The 16,305-nt window shown below is 73.3% G+C and carries 15 protein-coding genes; 13 read left to right on the top strand and 2 right to left on the bottom strand.

All coding sequences use genetic code 11. The features are described from left to right. Positions 1-17: 17 nt before the first annotated feature. Positions 18-1,700, bottom strand: a complete 1,683-nt coding sequence (locus tag OG370_RS16070; protein ID WP_328464825.1) for a DUF2079 domain-containing protein — start codon at positions 1,698-1,700, stop codon at positions 18-20. A 380-nt stretch (positions 1,701-2,080) separates the two neighbouring features. Between OG370_RS16070 and OG370_RS16065 the strand changes: the two genes are divergently transcribed. The 6 genes from OG370_RS16065 to OG370_RS16040 all read left to right on the top strand — a co-directional run bounded on the left by OG370_RS16065 (position 2,081) and on the right by OG370_RS16040 (position 7,939). Further along, positions 2,081-2,836 carry a hypothetical protein gene (locus OG370_RS16065; protein ID WP_328464823.1) on the top strand — a complete coding sequence of 252 codons (756 nt, stop codon included), beginning with the start codon at positions 2,081-2,083 and terminating at the stop codon, positions 2,834-2,836. Then, positions 2,833-4,365, top strand: coding sequence for a serine/threonine-protein kinase (locus tag OG370_RS16060; RefSeq protein WP_328464821.1), 1,533 nt, complete (start codon positions 2,833-2,835; stop codon positions 4,363-4,365). Before OG370_RS16065 ends, OG370_RS16060 begins: the two co-directional genes overlap by 4 nt. A gap of 69 nt (positions 4,366-4,434) precedes the next feature. Next, positions 4,435-5,175, top strand: coding sequence for an HNH endonuclease family protein (locus OG370_RS16055; protein WP_328464819.1), 741 nt, complete (start codon positions 4,435-4,437; stop codon positions 5,173-5,175). Positions 5,176-5,342: 167 nt separating this feature from the next. After that, the gene (locus OG370_RS16050; RefSeq protein WP_328464817.1) at positions 5,343-6,020 is read left to right on the top strand and encodes a SurA N-terminal domain-containing protein; all 678 of its coding nucleotides are present in this window, start codon (positions 5,343-5,345) and stop codon (positions 6,018-6,020) included. Between the two features lie 132 nt (positions 6,021-6,152). Further along, a complete protein-coding gene (locus tag OG370_RS16045; protein WP_328464815.1) occupies positions 6,153-7,238 on the top strand; it encodes a nucleoside triphosphate pyrophosphohydrolase in 1,086 nt (361 codons plus the stop codon). Between the two features lie 5 nt (positions 7,239-7,243). Further along, a complete protein-coding gene (locus tag OG370_RS16040) occupies positions 7,244-7,939 on the top strand; it encodes an endonuclease V (RefSeq protein WP_328464813.1) in 696 nt (231 codons plus the stop codon). Positions 7,940-7,952: 13 nt separating this feature from the next. Here OG370_RS16040 and OG370_RS16035 read toward each other — a convergent pair whose 3' ends face one another. Then, a complete protein-coding gene (locus OG370_RS16035) occupies positions 7,953-8,591 on the bottom strand; it encodes a Uma2 family endonuclease (protein ID WP_328464812.1) in 639 nt (212 codons plus the stop codon). 168 nt (positions 8,592-8,759) lie between these two features. On the opposite strand from OG370_RS16035, the gene OG370_RS16030 reads away from it, so the two are divergent. From OG370_RS16030 to OG370_RS16000, 7 genes are all read left to right on the top strand, one after another. Beyond that, the gene (locus tag OG370_RS16030; RefSeq protein ID WP_328464810.1) at positions 8,760-10,052 is read left to right on the top strand and encodes a cytochrome P450 family protein; all 1,293 of its coding nucleotides are present in this window, start codon (positions 8,760-8,762) and stop codon (positions 10,050-10,052) included. 171 nt (positions 10,053-10,223) lie between these two features. Next, positions 10,224-11,270 carry a transglycosylase family protein gene (locus tag OG370_RS16025; RefSeq protein WP_328464808.1) on the top strand — a complete coding sequence of 349 codons (1,047 nt, stop codon included), beginning with the start codon at positions 10,224-10,226 and terminating at the stop codon, positions 11,268-11,270. A gap of 504 nt (positions 11,271-11,774) precedes the next feature. Next, positions 11,775-12,482, top strand: coding sequence for a transglycosylase family protein (locus OG370_RS16020; protein WP_328464806.1), 708 nt, complete (start codon positions 11,775-11,777; stop codon positions 12,480-12,482). A 198-nt stretch (positions 12,483-12,680) separates the two neighbouring features. Next, positions 12,681-13,961 (top strand): phosphopyruvate hydratase, encoded by a 1,281-nt coding sequence (gene eno / locus OG370_RS16015; RefSeq protein ID WP_202234004.1) that lies wholly within the window; start codon positions 12,681-12,683, stop codon positions 13,959-13,961. Positions 13,962-14,136: 175 nt separating this feature from the next. After that, the gene (locus OG370_RS16010) at positions 14,137-14,646 is read left to right on the top strand and encodes an FtsB family cell division protein (RefSeq protein ID WP_328464799.1); all 510 of its coding nucleotides are present in this window, start codon (positions 14,137-14,139) and stop codon (positions 14,644-14,646) included. 104 nt (positions 14,647-14,750) lie between these two features. Further along, positions 14,751-15,266 (top strand): DUF501 domain-containing protein, encoded by a 516-nt coding sequence (locus tag OG370_RS16005; protein WP_328464797.1) that lies wholly within the window; start codon positions 14,751-14,753, stop codon positions 15,264-15,266. After that, on the top strand, positions 15,263-16,216 hold the full coding sequence (locus OG370_RS16000) for a Ppx/GppA phosphatase family protein (protein WP_328464795.1): 954 nt from the start codon (positions 15,263-15,265) through the stop codon (positions 16,214-16,216). The genes OG370_RS16005 and OG370_RS16000 overlap by 4 nt, the downstream gene beginning before the upstream one ends. Positions 16,217-16,305: the final 89 nt, after the last annotated feature.

Genomic DNA, 16,305 nt, shown 5'->3' with positions numbered 1-16,305 from the left:
CGTTCCACCGGCTCGCCCTACCGGCCGCCCGATGTGAGGTGGAGCACCACATATCCCTGGTTGTCGGCGACCATGCTGTACGTGGCGGCCGGGTGCAGCTGCTTGGCGTACGTCACCGGGTCGCCGGCCCAGCCGGATGTGTTGTCGATCGCGATGTACTGCGGGGTGACGCCCTGGGTGTCGCCGACCCAGTACACGGTGGTGCGGTGCACCAGGTGGCTGATCGGGCCGACGTTCGCCTCCACCGTGGCGCCGTCGGGGATCTCGTCGAGGGTGTGCTCGATCGCCTTGGTGCGGGCGTCGACCTTGTAGGTGGCCGAGTGGCTGAGCGACGCCAGGGGGAGGGTCAAGGTCAGCGCCAGGGCGGCGCCGGCCGCGGCCGCGGGCAGCCCGGAGGCGTAGGAGCGCAGCCAGGGGCGCGGGCTGCGCCGGGAGGTCACGGCGGCGTCCACGAGGGCGAGCATGACCACCGGCATCAGCACCGCGCTGTAGTGCCAGTCGGTGCCCCAGTAGTGGTCGTCGTGCGAGACGAACCGCCAGCCGATGGTGGGCAGCGCGGCGAGGATCAGCGGGGAGCGCAGGGCGAGCAGCCCGGTGGTGGGCAGCAGAATCCACAGCAGGGTATGGGCCGCGGTGTCGAACGGGATGTGCCCGGGCATCGGGGCGCCGTTGCCGTTCAGCTTGTTCCAGTAGTCGTACCCGCCGGTCTTGTTGAACGCCGGGATGATCACGGCGAAGGCGAGCGCGGACATGGCGACCCCGAAGCCGGCCAGGCCGATCGCCCAGGGGCCGAAGCGCAGGGCGTCGGACAGCCGCTCGCCGTGGGCGCCGTGACCGGTGCGGCCGTCGCCCTCGGTGCCGGGGTCGGTGGCGGAATCGGTGCCGGCGGTGGCGGAACCGGTGCCGGACTCCGCGGCGTGCTCGCCCGGCGCCGCGCCGGTGTCCGTGCCGTAGTCCGTGTCGGCGCGCGCCGCGTCCACCGCTTCGGCGCCCTGCGTCTCCCGGGTGCGCCACCACACGATCACACCGATCGCGGCGGCCGTGACACCCATGTCCTCCTTGACGAAGACCAGCGGAACCGCCCACCACATCGCCGCCACCCAGCGCTTGCGCAGCACCGCCTCCAGGGAGAAGGCCAGCAGCGGCATCGCGAACGCGATCTCGTGGAAGTCGAACTGGACGGCCTTCTGCACGCCCCACGACAGCGCGTAGGCCACCCCGATCGCGAGCCCGCGGCCCCGCCCGAGCAGTAGCCCGGCGACCCGGGTCACCGGGATCACCGACACCGCGAACAGCAGCGCCTGGGCGACCAGCAGCGTCACCGGGGTCGGGAAGACCCGGTAGAAGGGCGCGATCAGCGCGGTGATCGGGCTGAAGTGGTCGCCGAGGATGTTGAACCCCGGGCCCTTGAGGTCCGCGACCGGCGCGTGCAGGTGGGCGTAGGACTTGATCGCCTGCTCGAAGATGCCCAGGTCCCAGGACATCGTGAGCAACTGCCGGTAGCGGGTCACCGACAGCGCGGTGTAGGCGGCGAAGAAGACGACCGCGAGCACGTAGGGGTCCGCGTCGGCGCCGAACCTGCGCAACCGCAGCCCGGTGCCGCCGGCCCCGCCGGCGGCCTTCGCCGCGCCCGCACCCGCCACGGCATCGGCGCCGGCGTCGGCCTCCTGCGCCGGGATGACGGCCTCGGCCCTGTCCATCGTCGTCCTCCAGCGGAAGCGGGGTCGGGGTCTGCCGGAAAAGATACGGGACGACGCTGTGCCGGCGGGACCCCGCGCGGCACCGGCACCGACCGGGTGCCGCGAACGGTCCCCGCCCCGGCGGCCGCGGGCGAAGGCGAGGACTGTGCGGGGAGGGTGCGTGGACGGTCCGCGGACGCCGGGTCGCGCCGGGGAACCGGGCAGGCCGAAATAGTTGTCCACAGGTCCGGGGTGAGCGGGGGACGGCCGCGCTCTGCGGCCGATACGCTCACAGGGTGTTCGCCGATGGGTGGGCGCGGGCACCCGCGGTGTCCGTGTGGCGGCGGACGTCGAGCAGAGACCGCCCGCCGTCCGTGGCCCGACGACCCAGGAGCACCCACATGTACGGCCCAGGTCCGGTGACGCAGGGGCCCAAGCCCGCACACCCCACGACTGCCGTCGTGCTGCGGGTGATCCTCACCGTGCTGCCGGTGGTCACCCTGGGCTTCCTCGCGTGGTGCTCGATGCTGTACCTGGCGGTGCTGCGCAAGCGCACCTCCGACTGGCTGATGCTGGCCGTCGCGGTCGGCATGGCCGTGATCGCCGTGGTCTGCTTCGGGCTGTCCGACGACGACAACGACTGGCAGGCCAACACGGGCGGCACCCTCATCCTGATCTGCATGTTCGGCGGCGCGGTGTACTTCCTGGTCGCCGACATCCTCAGGTACCGCACCGGCCGCCAGGGGTGGCCCGCCGCGCCCGGCTACCCGCAGCCGAACCCGTACGCCACCGGCTACGGCACCGGCGGCCCGATGGTGCCCCCGCCGCACCAGGGCTACCCGGCCCCGCGGCAGTACCCCGGTCCGGCCGCCCAACCGGCCCCGATGCAGGGCGCGCCGAACATACCGAGCATGCCCAGCGTGCCGAACGCGCCGGTGAACCAAGGCCCGTCCACCCCGTCCACCCCGTCGCCCTCCCGCCCGGCCACCCCGCCGCCGGTGAACCGTCCCGCCACCCCGACCCCCGTGCCCCGTCCCACCCCGCCGCCGGCCCCCCGCATCGACCAGGTCCGGGCCGAACTCGACGAGCTGAGCGACTTCCTGCGCAAGGAGCGCGGCGACAGCCAGGACAGCGGTGAGGGCGAGGGGGCCAGGTGACCGGTCGGCTCATCGCCGGGCGGTACGAACTGGCCGCGATCATCGGCCAGGGCGGCATGGGGCAGGTGTGGACCGCGTACGACCGGCGGCTGGACCGCAGGGTCGCGGTGAAGCTGCTGCGCCCCGACAAGGTCGCCGGCGGGGAGAACGTGGACGAGCTGCGGCAGCGCTTCGACCGCGAGTGCCGGGTCACCGCCCAGGTCGACCACCCCGGCCTGGTCACCGTGCACGACGCGGGCGCCGACGGCGACGAGCTGTATCTGGTGATGCAGTACGTGGAGGGCAGCGACCTCGGCGACCACCTGGCCGCGCACACGCCCTACCCGTGGCCGTGGGCGGTCGCCGTCGGCGCGCAGTTGTGCGCCGCGCTGTCGGCCGTGCACGCCGTCCCGATCGTCCACCGCGACCTCAAGCCGCGCAACGTGATGATCAGGACCGACGGCACCGTCACCGTGCTCGACCTGGGTGTCGCGTCCGTGATGGACACCGACACCACCCGGCTCACCCACACCGGCTCGCCGATCGGCAGCCCCGCGTACATGGCGCCCGAGCAGGCGATGGGCGGCGCCATCGGCCCGCGCACCGACCTGTACGCCCTGGGCGTGGTGCTGCACGAACTGCTCGGCGGCGAGGTGCCGTTCGGGGCGCCGACGGCGCTCGGCGTGCTGCACGGCCACCTGTACGAGCCGCCGACGCCGCTGCGCCGCATACGCCCCCAGGTGCCCGAGCCGCTGGAGGCCCTGGTGCTGCGGCTGCTGGCGAAGGACCCGCAGGACCGCCCGGAGGACGCGCAGGACGCCTTCCGGCAGCTCGTCGCCCTGGTGCCGCCCGGCGGGCCCCGCTCCGCGCCGCTCGGCCCGATGGACCCCACCCGGCCGTTCCTGCGCCCGCACGCCCCCTGGCCGGACAAGCCCGCGCCCGCGCCGCTGCCCGAACGCCCCGCCTACCCGCCGGCGGTGAACTCCGCGGGCCCCGACCTGGCCGCAGCCGTCGACGAGGTGCGCCGGCTGCTGGCCGCGGGCCGGATCACCCAGGCCGTGGACGTGCTCGGCGGGCTGCTGCCGGCCGCCGCCGAGAAGCACGGCGAGCACTCCCCGGTGCTGCGCAGCCTGCGCAAGCAGTACGCCGCCACCTTGATGGAGGACGGCCAGTACCGCCGCGCGCTGCCCGAACTGCGCCGGCTGTCCGAGGAGTTCGCCTCCCAGTACGGCGGCGCGGACCGGCAGGCCCTGCAGTACCGCTACGAAGCGACGCAGTGCCTGGAGCAGTTGGGCGACACCACCTCCGCGCTGTCCGAATACCGCGTTCTGCTGCCCTACTTCGAGCGCTGGGCCGCCACCGACCCCGGGCCGCCGCTGGAGATCCGGCGCCGGATCGGGCACCTGCTGCTGTCCGTCGGCGACCGGCACGCGGCCCGCGACGTGCTGACCCGCCTGCTCTACGACGCCGAGCGGGTGCGCGGACTCCACCACCCCTTCCCGGCGGAAGTGCGCCGTACGCTCGCCTGGTTGGGGCAGGTTCAGGGGTAGGACCTGCCGTTCGGCAGGGCGGGAGGGGCGGGTGGCGCCCCGGACGAGCGAACTTCCGAGGTGTGATCGATGGGCATACGCAGGACGCGGGCGCTGGCCTGCACGGCGGTACTGGCCGCGACGCTGGGCGTCGCCGGGTGCAAGGACACCAGCCTGGGCGCGGACCCCACCAGCAGCGCGAGCAGCGGTGCCGGCACCGCTGCCACCGGCGGCGATCCGGGCGCCACCCCGAGCGCCGCCCACGGCAGCGCGCTGGCCGCCGCGAACGCCCTGAAGGTCAAGGGCCGTGCCCCGAAGACCGGTTACTCCCGCGACCGGTTCGGCCCCGCCTGGGCCGACGTGGACCACAACCACTGCGACACCCGCGACGACATACTGCAGCGCGACCTCACCAAGAAGACGTACCGGGCCGGCACCAAGGACTGCGTTATCACCGGCGGCACCCTCGCCGACCCGTACACCGGCACGCGGATCGTCTACAAGCGCGGCGCCAGCAAGGTCGACATCGACCACGCCGTGGCCCTGTCCGACGCCTGGCAGAAGGGCGCCCAGCAGTGGTCCAAGGACCGCCGTGAGGACTTCGCCAACGACCCGCTGAACCTGCTCGCCGTCGACTCCTCCACCAACCGCCGCAAGAGCGACGGCGACACCGCCACCTGGCTGCCCCCGAACACGTCGTTCCGCTGCTCCTACGTGGCCCGCCAGGTCGCCGTGAAGAAGAAGTACGGCCTTTCGGTCACCTCCGCCGAGCAGGCCGCCATGCGCAAGGTGCTGAACACCTGCCCGAAGCAGCCGCTTCCCACCGGCTGACCGGCCGCAACCCTCCCGGCCCGGATCACGTTGTGCAGAGTGCTGGATATCGGCCGCCGTTGGTCAATATCCTCGTGCTCGATCATCCATCACGCCAGGAACGCGAGACGCGAGACGCGAGGAGAACATCCCCGCTGTTCCCCGCCATCACCCGCCGGGAGGCACCCATGGTCCGCCGCCGTACCGCCGTCTCCACCGCCGCAGTCGCACTGCTGCTGGCCTCGCCCGCACTGACCGCGTGCGGGTCGGGGCCCAACCGCACGGGCGCGGCCGCGGTGGTCGGCGACCAGCGGATCGCCATGTCGACCGTGCAGGCGCGCGTCTCGGACCTGCGGACGGCCGCGAACGGCAACCCGCAGGCCGCGCAGGCGGTGTCCGGCGCCACCCAGCTGCCGACCCAGGTGCTCAACGTGATCGTGCAGACCCAGGTGGTGGACAAGGCGCTCGCCGACAAGGGGCTGACGGTGTCCGCGGGCGAGGTGCAGCGGGAGTACGACGCCGAGGTGCAGCAGCTCGCCGGCGGCTCCCAGAAGAGCTACGAGGCCGGCATGCTCGCGCAGTACGGCACGCCGCCCGACCAGATCAACAGCTACCTGCACGAGAAGATCGCGATCACGAAGATCATCGCGGCGCTCGGGTACCAGCCGGGCAGCGACGGCGGCGAGAAGGCGCTGGAGGACTACATGGTGCAGACCGCCAAGTCGCTCCATGTGCACATCAACCCGCGGTACGGCGTCTGGGACGGCAAGAGCGCGTCCATCGGCAAGGTCAAGGACCCGTGGGTGATCGACAAGACCCCGGTGACGAGCCCCGACGACACCGCCGCGCCCACCGACGTCGCCTGAGCGCCTCGCCGGACCTGAGCGCTCCGCCGGACCCTGACCGCCTCGTCGCCCGCCCGCCCGCGCCCGGCCGCCCGCCCCGTCGATCGCCGGGCGGGTGATCGCCGGGCCGGCGGCGCGCGGTACGTTCGAGGGGTGACCGAAGAACCCGCCGCCGTGCCCCCCGGGCGCCTGGTGCTGCTCACCATGAGCCACCGGGTCGCGCCCGGCCTGCTCTCCTGGCCCGCGTGGCAGGTGCTGCGCGAGGCCGACCGCGTGCTGTGCGCGGACCCGGACCACCCGCAGCTGCCCTACCTGCGGCAGGCCGGTGTCACCGTCGAGACGGCGGCGCCGACCGGGCAGCAGCTGGTGGACGCCACCGCGGGCGGCCGCACCGTGGTGTACCTGCCGCCGGACGCCGGCGCGGACCCGGCCGTCACCGACGAGCTGGCCCGGCTGGGCGGCTCCGGCCGGGTCGCGATGCCCGAACTGGAGCTGCTGCCGGGGTCGTACGACCTGCCCGGCGCGCGACTGCTCGACCTGGTGCGGGTGATGGACCGGATCAGGGCCGAGTGCCCGTGGAGCAGCACCCGCACCCACGAGGACCTCGCCGCGTACGGCATCGAGGAGATGTACGAACTGGTCGAGGCGATCGAGGAGGGCGACCGGACCGCCGTCCGCGAGGAGTTGGGCGACGTGCTGCTCCAGGTGGTCTTCCACGCGGCCATCGCCGAGGGCGACCCGGAGGAGCCGTACGGCATCGACGACGTCGCCGCGGGCCTGATCACCAAGCTGATCCACCGCCACCCGCACATCTTCGGCGACGAGCAGGCCCGGACCCCGGAGGAGGTCCGCGCGATCTGGCTGCGGCGCAAGGGCGCCGAGAAGGCCCGGGAGTCCGTCACCGAGGGCGTCCCGGTCGCTGCCCCCGCCCTCGCGCTCGCGGCGAAGCTCGCCGGCCGCGCGCGGGCCGCGGGACTCCCGCTGCCCGCCGGCCCGGCCGCGCCCGGTGCCGGCGACGAGACCGCGCTCGGCGACCACCTGCTCGCGGAGGCCGCCGCCGCGCAGTCCGCCGGCATCGACCCGGAGCGCGCGCTGCGGCAGGCCGCACGCCGCTACCGGGCCGCGACGAAGGCCGCGGAGGCGCGTCGCGCGGCGCGGACCGGTACCGGTACCGGTCCGTCGGGCGACGCGGACACCGACGCCTCCGACACCACCGGCCGTACCGTGGAAGGCGGTTGACGCCGGTGCGGCTGGACGTCCCCTATGCCTGGCCGGCCGGCGAGGACGAAGCCCTCGCCCTCCAGGAGCGGCTGCGGCCGCTCGCCGACCACCGCGGCCCCGGGCCGGCCGCGCCCCGCCTGGTCGCGGGCCTCGACGTCGCCTACGCCGGCGACGGGCGCGGCACCGGCGACCTGGTCGCGGCCGCCGTCGTGGTGATCGACACGGCGACCCTCGGCGTGGTCGAGCGCGCGACCGCCGCCGCGACCACCGCCTTCCCGTACGTTCCGGGCCTGTTCGCCTTCCGCGAGCTGCCCGCCCTGGTCGCCGCGCTGCGCAAGCTGACGACCACCCCCGACCTGCTGCTCTGCGACGGGCACGGCCGCTCCCACCCGCGCCGCTTCGGCCTCGCCTGCCACCTCGGGGTGCTCACCGGCCTGCCGACCGCGGGCGTCGCCAAGACCCCCTTCACCGGCCGGCACGACCCGGCCGCCCTCGGCCCGGACCGCGGCGACCACGCCGACCTGGTGGACGACGGCGAGGTGGTCGGCCGCGCGCTGCGCACCCAGAGCCGCGTCAAGCCGGTCTACGTCTCCACCGGTCATCTGATCGACCTGCCGACCGCCTGCGCCCGTGTCCTGGACCTGTCCCCGCGCTACCGCCTCCCCGAGACCACCCGCCAGTCCGACCACCTCAGCAGGGAGGCCCTGGCCGCCGGCTGATCGGGGCTCGGGATCAGGAACCCTGTGTCGGTTCCCCACCGGGGCGGCCGCGGCGGAGCTTGGTCAGATCGGCGTCGACGACAAAGGGGGCCGCGACCTTCAGCCGCTCGTGGTGGATACCGGTGATCGCGTACGAACCTGCGGCGGGGTCGATCTCGTAGACGTACACCACGGGTGCGCCGTCGTTCTCCTCCACCCGCCAGAAGTGGCGGATGCCGGCCTTCGCGTACTTTCTCGGCTTGACGTCGCGGTCGCGACGCACGGACTCGGGCGAGACGACCTCGATCGCCAGGACGATCTGTGACGGATCGAACGACGTCTGCCGCATCCGGTCCAGGGCAGAGTAGGGCACGACCATCAGGTCCGGTTCCGGCCGGTCCTGCTCATCTAGCGTGACAGTCATCTCCCGGACCACGTCGTACTCTTCCGGCGCCTGGTCCAGCAGCGTAGTTTCCAGGAGCCGCAATACGGCCATGTGGAAGTAAGTCTGCGGACTCATGAAAAACAGCCCTCCGTCGATCATCTCGGTGTGTGCCGGGAGGCCCGGAATGCGGTCCAGGTCGTCCGCGGTCCACCCACCGGGCGGCGGCAGAGGCCAGGTGGGGCCCGTGCCCTGATCGCCTTCGGCTGCGGTGCTCATCAGCGCTCCCATGCGACGGATTTTGGCGCGTACGGAAAGCGTACCCAGGCCGGACGACGATCCCTCACCCGAAAGGGTGAACCGAGCCCGCCGGGACCGCGCTGACCAGGGGAAACGTTGCCCCGGTGGCATCGTCCGCCCGGGCCCGGCGCGGACGAGGGCGCCCGGTACGGTCAGGGGGTGACCGACCTACCCCCGCCGCCGAACGGCACGCCCCCGGCGCAGCCGGAACTGTTCTCCTGGGAGTTCGCCACCGACCCCTACCCCGCGTACGCGTGGCTGCGCGAGCACGCGCCCGTGCGGTGGACGACGCTGCCCAGCGGCGTCGGGGCGTGGCTCGTGACGCGGTACGCCGACGCGCGGCAGGCGCTGGCCGACGGGCGGCTGAGCAAGAACCCGGTGCACCACGCGGGGGAGTCGGCCGCGAAAGGGAGGACCGGCATCCCGGGGGAGCGGACCGCGGAACTGACGACGCATCTGCTGAACATCGACCCGCCCGACCACACCCGGCTGCGCCGCCTGGTGTCGAAGGCGTTCACGCCGCGTACGGTCGCGGTCTTCGAGCCGCGGGTACGCGAGTTGACGGACGGTTTCATCGACGCGTTCGCGGGCCGGGGCGAGGCGGACCTCATCCACGAGTTCGCCTTCCCGCTGCCGATCTACGCCATCTGCGACCTGCTCGGGGTGCCGAGGCAGGACCAGGACGACTTCCGGGACTGGGCCGGGATGATGGTGCGTCACGCCGTGCCGGGCCAGGGTGGCGGGCCGCGCGGTGGGGTGGCCCGGGCGGTGAAGAAGATGCGGGCGTATCTCGTCGAGTTGATCCACCGCAAGCGCGGCGACCTCGGCGACGACCTGATCTCGGGGCTGATCCGGGCGAGTGACCACGGCGAGCACCTGACGGAGAACGAGGCCGCCGCGATGGCCTTCATCCTGCTCTTCGCCGGCTTCGAGACCACCGTCAACCTGATCGGCAACGGGGTGCACACCCTGCTGGCCCACCCCGCGCAGCGCGACGCCCTCCAGGAGTCGCTGTCGGCCGGTGACAGCACGCTGCTGGAGTCCGCGGTCGAGGAACTGCTGCGCTACGACGGCCCGGTGGAGATGGCGACCTGGCGGTACGCCACCGGGCCGCTGGAGATCGGCGGCCGGCCGATCGCGGCCGGGGACCCCGTGCTGGTGGTGCTGGCCGCGGCTGACCGCGATCCGGCCAGGTTCGCCGCGCCGGACACCCCGGACCTCGCCCGCCGCGACAACCCGCATCTCGGCTACGGGCACGGCATCCACTACTGCCTGGGCGCGCCGCTCGCGCGGCTGGAGGCGAGGACCGCGTTCGCCGCGCTGCTGACCCGCCTGCCGGACCTGCGGCTGGCCGTGGAACCGGCCGAACTGCGCTGGCGCGGTGGCCTGATCATGCGTGGACTGCGTACCCTGCCGGTGGAGTTCACCGCCGAGGCGCCGCCCGTCAGGTGACGCGGCGTCAGCACCGTGATCGCGACGTGATGATCGCTACACCGACTTGTGACGCACTGGCCAAGCCCGCTACGTTCTGCGGTCAACGCAAGGCGTGTACCGCGTGGCCCATGGCACGACGCGTGGCAGGGCCCACGGAAATGGCTTAGGGCTTGAACGAAAGGCGACCGCATGCTCTCGTCCGGTAACGGCCGGCACCGACGCCCCCGGCAGGCCCCGGCGGCAGTGGTGACCGTGGCGACCGCCGCCGCGACAGGCGTCGGTATCGCGCTCCCCCTGATCAGCGCCGGCTCGGCCCAGGCGGCCGACGCGACCACCTGGGACAAGGTGGCGGCATGCGAGACCGGCGGTGTGTGGGGCGCGAACACCGACAACGGCTTCTTCGGAGGTCTGGCGATCACCCAGGACACCTGGGACCAGTACGGCGGCGACACGTACGCCAAGCGGCCCGACCTCGCGACCCGGGCGCAGCAGATCACCGTCGCCCAGAAGATCCTCACCGACCTCGGCCCCAACGCGTGGCCGGGCTGCGAGCTCACCACCGGGCTGCTCATCGACACCGCGACGCCGGACGTCGACCCGACCGCCACGCCGGCGCCCGACCCGTCGGGCCCCACCGGCATCCAGCCGACTTCCGGTGCGACCACCGCGCCGTCCGACTCCGGCACGCCCACCACGTCGCCGACCACGCCGACCGGCTCGGGCACCCCGACCGCGGGCACGCCGACCGACCCGGGCACGCCCACCACCGGCACCCCGAGCACGCCGCCGTCCGGCTCCGGCACGCCCACCACGTCGCCGACGACGCCGACCGGCTCGGGCACCCCGACCGCGGGCACGCCGACCGACCCGGGCACGCCCACCACCGGCTCCGGCCGGCACGGGAAGCCGTACGACCCGACCGACGACGAACTGGCCGCCCAGGACCGGGCCACCAGGACCGAGGTCTTCTCGACCGCCGACCCCACCCCCGCCTCCGACGGCGCGAACGGCAGCGGCAGCCAGGGCGCCCACCGGGCCGAACCGTCCACCGGGCAGCCCGCCGAGGGCAAGAGCAGCACCGACGGTTACGAGGTCGGCTCCGGCGACTCGCTCTCCGGCATCGCCGCCGCGCACCACGTCGCCGGCGGCTGGCACCAGCTCTACGAGACCAACCACGCCCTCATCGGCAACGACCCCAACCTCATCAAACCAGGACAGATCCTCAACCTCGGCTGAGCGGAAGGCGCGTGGCGGCCGGAAGACAAACCGGACGTATCAACTCCCGGCCGCCGCCGCCGATGTGACAAGGGTCTCGCGGCCTCGTTCGGCCGTTCGATCGTCAACTCGCGAATGCCACCCTCCCGACCTGCGCCGATATCCACCCGCCGAGCGTGAGCGCGCAGTTGGAGCCCACCGCCGGAATGTTTGAAGAACCCGGTGCGGTGTGCTTAACGTCTAACCGCTCGCCACAGCGGGCCCCGTTCGGAGCGGAACGCCGAGTCCTGCCGCCGCCCCACGGGAACAGTCGACGCGAAAGCGCCGCAGGCAGGAGCGGGGGACCCAAGGTCTTCCGCCGGACCAGCCGCACGCCGCGGCGACGGACAGCAACCGTCGCGGCCACCGCGGCAGCACGGTCCGGCTCGGGGTGAAGCCGAATCGCCGCCTGAGGCGGCGCGGCCGGGCAACTCACGTCCGAACCCGACAGCTCACCTCGTAGGCGTCGGTGAGGGCTATAACAACATGGGTAAGCACCGTCGTGCCTCGAAGAGGTTTGTCCGCATCGCCACGCTCGCCGGAGTCGCCGGCACCGCGATCACCGTTCCGCTGATCGCCAGCACGTCCGCCTCCGCCGCCTCCGTCGCCACCTGGGACGCGGTCGCCCAGTGCGAGTCCGGTGGCAACTGGTCCATCAACACCGGCAACGGCTACTACGGCGGCCTGCAGTTCTCGCAGTCCAGCTGGGAGGGTGCGGGCGGTCTGCAGTACGCCCCGCGCGCCGACCTGGCCACCAAGGACCAGCAGATCGCGATCGCCGAGAAGCTGCTCGCCATGCAGGGCCCGGGTGCCTGGTCCTGCGCGTCGGCCGGCGGCCTGACCTCCGGTGGCCCGTCCCCGGACATCAACCCGTCCGGCTCGTCGTCCTCGTCGTCCTCCTCCTCGTCGTCGAGCACGCCGTCCACCCCGGCCGCGTCCGCTCCCTCGAAGTCGACGTCGACCAGCACGCACACCGGCACCTCGCAGAGCAGCCGCAGCACCACCCGGCACGCCGCGCCGACCAGCATCCCCAAGGGCGACGGCGAGTACACCGTGGTCAAGGGCGACAGCCTCTCCAAGATCGCGGCCGAGCACCACGTGTCCGGCGGCTGGCACAAGCTGTTCTCGCTCAACCACGACATCGTCAAGGACGCCGACCTGATCTACCCGGGCCAGCACCTGCACCTGAGCTGAACACCGGGTAACACCGGAACGAAGGTCCCCACCGCCCCGGCCGGGCGCGCGCACCGAACCGCGCGCGCCCGGCCGGCGCGTTTCCGCGGGACCGCGGCCGCCGGCCGTCTCAGCGGTCGGGCCTTCCGCCAACGCGGGTGGGGAAGCCGGTTAGGCTCGTCCTGATAAAGACGAGAAGACATCTCAGAAGGAGACAACGTGCCGTCCATCGACGTCGTCGTAGCCAGGGAAATCCTCGACTCGCGAGGCAACCCCACCGTCGAGGTCGAGGTCGGCCTCGACGACGGCAGCACCGGCCGCGCCGCGGTCCCGTCCGGCGCCTCCACCGGCGCCTTCGAGGCCCTCGAACTGCGTGACGGCGAGAGCGACCGCTACCAGGGCAAGGGCGTGCGCAAGGCGGTCCTGTCGGTCAGCGACCAGATCGGCCCCGAGCTGGTCGGGTACGACGCGACCGAGCAGCGCCTCATCGACCAGGCGATGCTCGACCTGGACGCCACCCCGGACAAGTCCTCGCTCGGCGCCAACGCCATCCTCGGCGTGTCGCTGGCCGTCGCGCACGCCGCCTCCGAGGCGTCCGACCTGCCGCTCTTCCGCTACCTCGGCGGCCCGAACGCGCACGTGCTGCCGGTCCCGATGATGAACATCCTCAACGGCGGCTCGCACGCGGACTCCAACGTCGACATCCAGGAGTTCATGATCGCCCCGATCGGCGCCGAGTCCTTCTCGGAGGCCGTCCGCTGGGGTGCCGAGGTCTACCACACCCTCAAGGGCGTGCTGAAGTCCCGCGGGCTGTCCACCGGCCTCGGCGACGAGGGCGGCTTCGCGCCGAACCTCGGCTCCAACCGCGAGGCCCTCGACCTCATCGTCGAGGCGATCAAGCAGGCCGGCTACGCGCCCGGCCAGGACGTCGCGCTCGCGCTCGACGTGGCCGCGTCCGAGTTCTACAAGGACGGCAAGTACCAGTTCGAGGGCGGCGAGAAGTCGGCCGCCGAGATGACCGAGTACTACGAGGACCTGGTCGCCTCCTACCCGCTGGTCTCCATCGAGGACCCGCTGTTCGAGGACGACTGGGACGGCTGGAAGGTGCTCACCGACCGGCTCGGCGCGAAGGTGCAGATCGTCGGCGACGACCTGTTCGTCACCAACCCCGAGCGCCTGCAGAAGGGCATCGACCACGACACGGCCAACGCGCTGCTGGTGAAGGTGAACCAGATCGGCTCGCTGACCGAGACGCTGGACGCCGTCGAGCTGGCCCAGCGCAACGGCTACAAGTGCATGATGTCGCACCGCTCCGGCGAGACCGAGGACGTCACCATCGCCGACCTCGCCGTCGCCACCAACTGCGGCCAGATCAAGACCGGCGCCCCGGCCCGCTCCGAGCGCGTCGCGAAGTACAACCAGCTGCTGCGGATCGAGGAGATCCTGGACGACGCCGCGGTCTACGCCGGCCGCAGCGCCTTCCCGCGCTTCAAGGGCTGAACGCCGCCGCCGACGGCCGCCGACGGCCGCTGAGGGCCCCCGGGCCCCAGGCGGCCGTCCACCGCTCGGCGGCTGACGTCCCGTCAGCCTGCGGACGTCCCCGCACCCGGTCCCGTACCGTGGGGCGGGGACGTACGCATCTGACCGTCAGCAGGACGGCGAGGGGAGTCACGGCGTGGGGTCGGACCGCTTCTCTGACCGCTTCACCACCTCGGCCCGGCTCAAGGCCATCGGCCAGGAGGCGCAGGCGCGCGTCTACCGTGCCGCGGCCCGGCGGCCGGTGCGGCGCAACAAGCTCACCGGGCGCGCGGCGCTGCTGGCGCTGGTGCTGTGCGCGCTCGTGGTCGCGCTCGCCTACCCGACCCGGCAGTACATCGCCCAGCGCTCCGACATCGCCGACCAGCGCCGCGCCGCGCAGCAGGCGAAACGGAAGGTCGAGCAGCTGCGCGAGGAGAAGGCCCGCTGGCAGGACCCGGACTACGTCCGCACCCAGGCCCGCGCGCACCTGCACCTCGTGCTGCCGGGCGAGACCGGCTACTCGGTCGCGGGCAGCGCCGGCACCGGCGACCCCGACCCCGCCGCAGAGCGCCGCGCCACCGACGAGGCCGCCGCGCACCGCCCGTGGTACGACAACATGTGGGACGGCGTCGACCAGGCCGACGCGGCAGCGGCCCCCCGGCGCTGACCGCCGAAGCCCCCGCGGGCCCCGGCCCGCGGTCCCGCTCCGCCCCGCCGCCCGTCCCGACCCCCGCCGCCCGAACTCCCGCACACCGCAAAGCAGAACGGCTCATGGACACCACCCCGGAACAGACCCCGCCCACCGAGTCCGACATCGCCGCCGTGCGCGCGCAGCTCGGCCGCGAGCCGCGCGGGCTGCGCGCCGTCGCGCACCGATGCCCCTGCGGCAACCCGGACGTCGTCGAGACCGCGCCCCGGCTGGAGGACGGCAGTCCCTTCCCGACGACGTACTACCTCACCTGCCCGCGCGCGGCCTCCGCGATCGGCACCCTGGAGGCGGAGGGCGTGATGAAGCGGATGACCGCCCGGCTCGCCGAGGACGAGGAGCTGGCCGCCGCCTACCGCGCCGCCCACGAGGACTACCTCGCCCGCCGCGACGCCATCGAGGTGCTGCCCGGCTTCCCCAGTGCGGGCGGGATGCCCGACCGCGTCAAGTGCCTGCACGTGCTCGCCGCCCACTCGCTGGCCGCGGGCCCGGGCGTCAACCCGCTCGGCGACGAGACGCTCGCGCTGCTGCCCGAGTGGTGGGCCAAGGGCCCCTGCACCGGTGAGGGGACCGCCAAGTGACGGTACGGGTGGCCGCGATCGACTGTGGCACGAACTCGATCCGGCTGCTGGTCGCCGACGTCGACCCGGCCACGGGCGGCCTCACCGACCTGGACCGGCGGATGCGGATCGTCCGGCTCGGGCAGGGCGTGGACCGCACCGGCCGGCTCGCCCCGGAGGCGCTGGAGCGCACCTTCGCGGCCTGCCGGGAGTACGCCGAGGTGATCGGCGCGCACGGGGTGGCGCCGGAGCACATCCGCTTCGTGGCCACCTCCGCGTCGCGCGACGCGGAGAACCGCGACGACTTCGTGAACGGTGTCGTCGCCCTCCTCGGGGTGCGCCCCGAGGTGATCTCCGGCGCCCAGGAGGCGGAGTACTCCTTCACCGGCGCCACCCGCGAACTGACCGGCGCCCCCGACCTGGCCGCGCCCTACCTGGTGGTGGACATCGGCGGCGGCTCCACCGAGTTCGTGCTGGGCGACCGCGAGGTGACCGCCGCCCGCTCGGTCGACATCGGCTGCGTGCGGATGACCGAGCGCCATCTGCTGGTGGACGGCGCGGTGGTGGACCCGCCGACCCCCGAGCGGGTCGCCGCGATCATCGCCGACATCGACGCGGCCCTCGACCAGGCGGCCGCCGACGTCCCCCTCGACCGGGCCTGCACCCTGGTCGGCCTGGCCGGTTCGGTCACCACGATCTCCGCGATCGCCCAGGACCTGCCCGCCTACGACCCGGCCGCGATCCACCACTCCCGGGTCCCGGTCGAGCGGGTCCGCGAGATCACCGGCCGGCTGCTGGCCGCCACCCACGCCGAGCGCGCCGCGATCCCGTCGATGCACGAGGGCCGGGTCGACGTGATCGCCTCGGGCGCCCTGGTGCTGCTGCGCATCATGGAGCGCACCGGCGCGAAGGAGGTCGTGGTGAGCGAGCACGACATCCTCGACGGCATCGCGTTCGCGGCGGCGGGTTGAGCGAGCGGAGCGGATCGAGCGGGTTGAGCGTTGATCGGGTTCAGCGTTGATCGGGTTCAGCGTTGATCGGGTTCAGCGTTGATCGGGTT

The organism is Streptomyces sp. NBC_00448 (genome assembly GCF_036014115.1).
GTDB lineage: Bacteria > Actinomycetota > Actinomycetes > Streptomycetales > Streptomycetaceae > Actinacidiphila.
The sequence above is the reverse complement of the archived record's forward strand: the minus strand, read 5'-3'. Positions and strand labels throughout refer to the sequence as shown.

Bases quoted from the DNA above. Each gene is read 5' to 3' on its own strand.
- OG370_RS16070 (WP_328464825.1), bottom strand. From the start codon at position 1,700: ATGGACAGGGCCGAGGCCGTCATCCCGGCGCAGGAGGCCGACGCCGGC.
- OG370_RS16065 (WP_328464823.1), top strand. From the start codon at position 2,081: ATGTACGGCCCAGGTCCGGTGACGCAGGGGCCCAAGCCCGCACACCCC.
- OG370_RS16055 (WP_328464819.1), top strand. From the start codon at position 4,435: ATGGGCATACGCAGGACGCGGGCGCTGGCCTGCACGGCGGTACTGGCC.
- OG370_RS16050 (WP_328464817.1), top strand. From the start codon at position 5,343: ATGGTCCGCCGCCGTACCGCCGTCTCCACCGCCGCAGTCGCACTGCTG.
- OG370_RS16035 (WP_328464812.1), bottom strand. From the start codon at position 8,591: ATGGGAGCGCTGATGAGCACCGCAGCCGAAGGCGATCAGGGCACGGGC.
- OG370_RS16025 (WP_328464808.1), top strand. From the start codon at position 10,224: ATGCTCTCGTCCGGTAACGGCCGGCACCGACGCCCCCGGCAGGCCCCG.
- OG370_RS16020 (WP_328464806.1), top strand. From the start codon at position 11,775: ATGGGTAAGCACCGTCGTGCCTCGAAGAGGTTTGTCCGCATCGCCACG.
- OG370_RS16005 (WP_328464797.1), top strand. From the start codon at position 14,751: ATGGACACCACCCCGGAACAGACCCCGCCCACCGAGTCCGACATCGCC.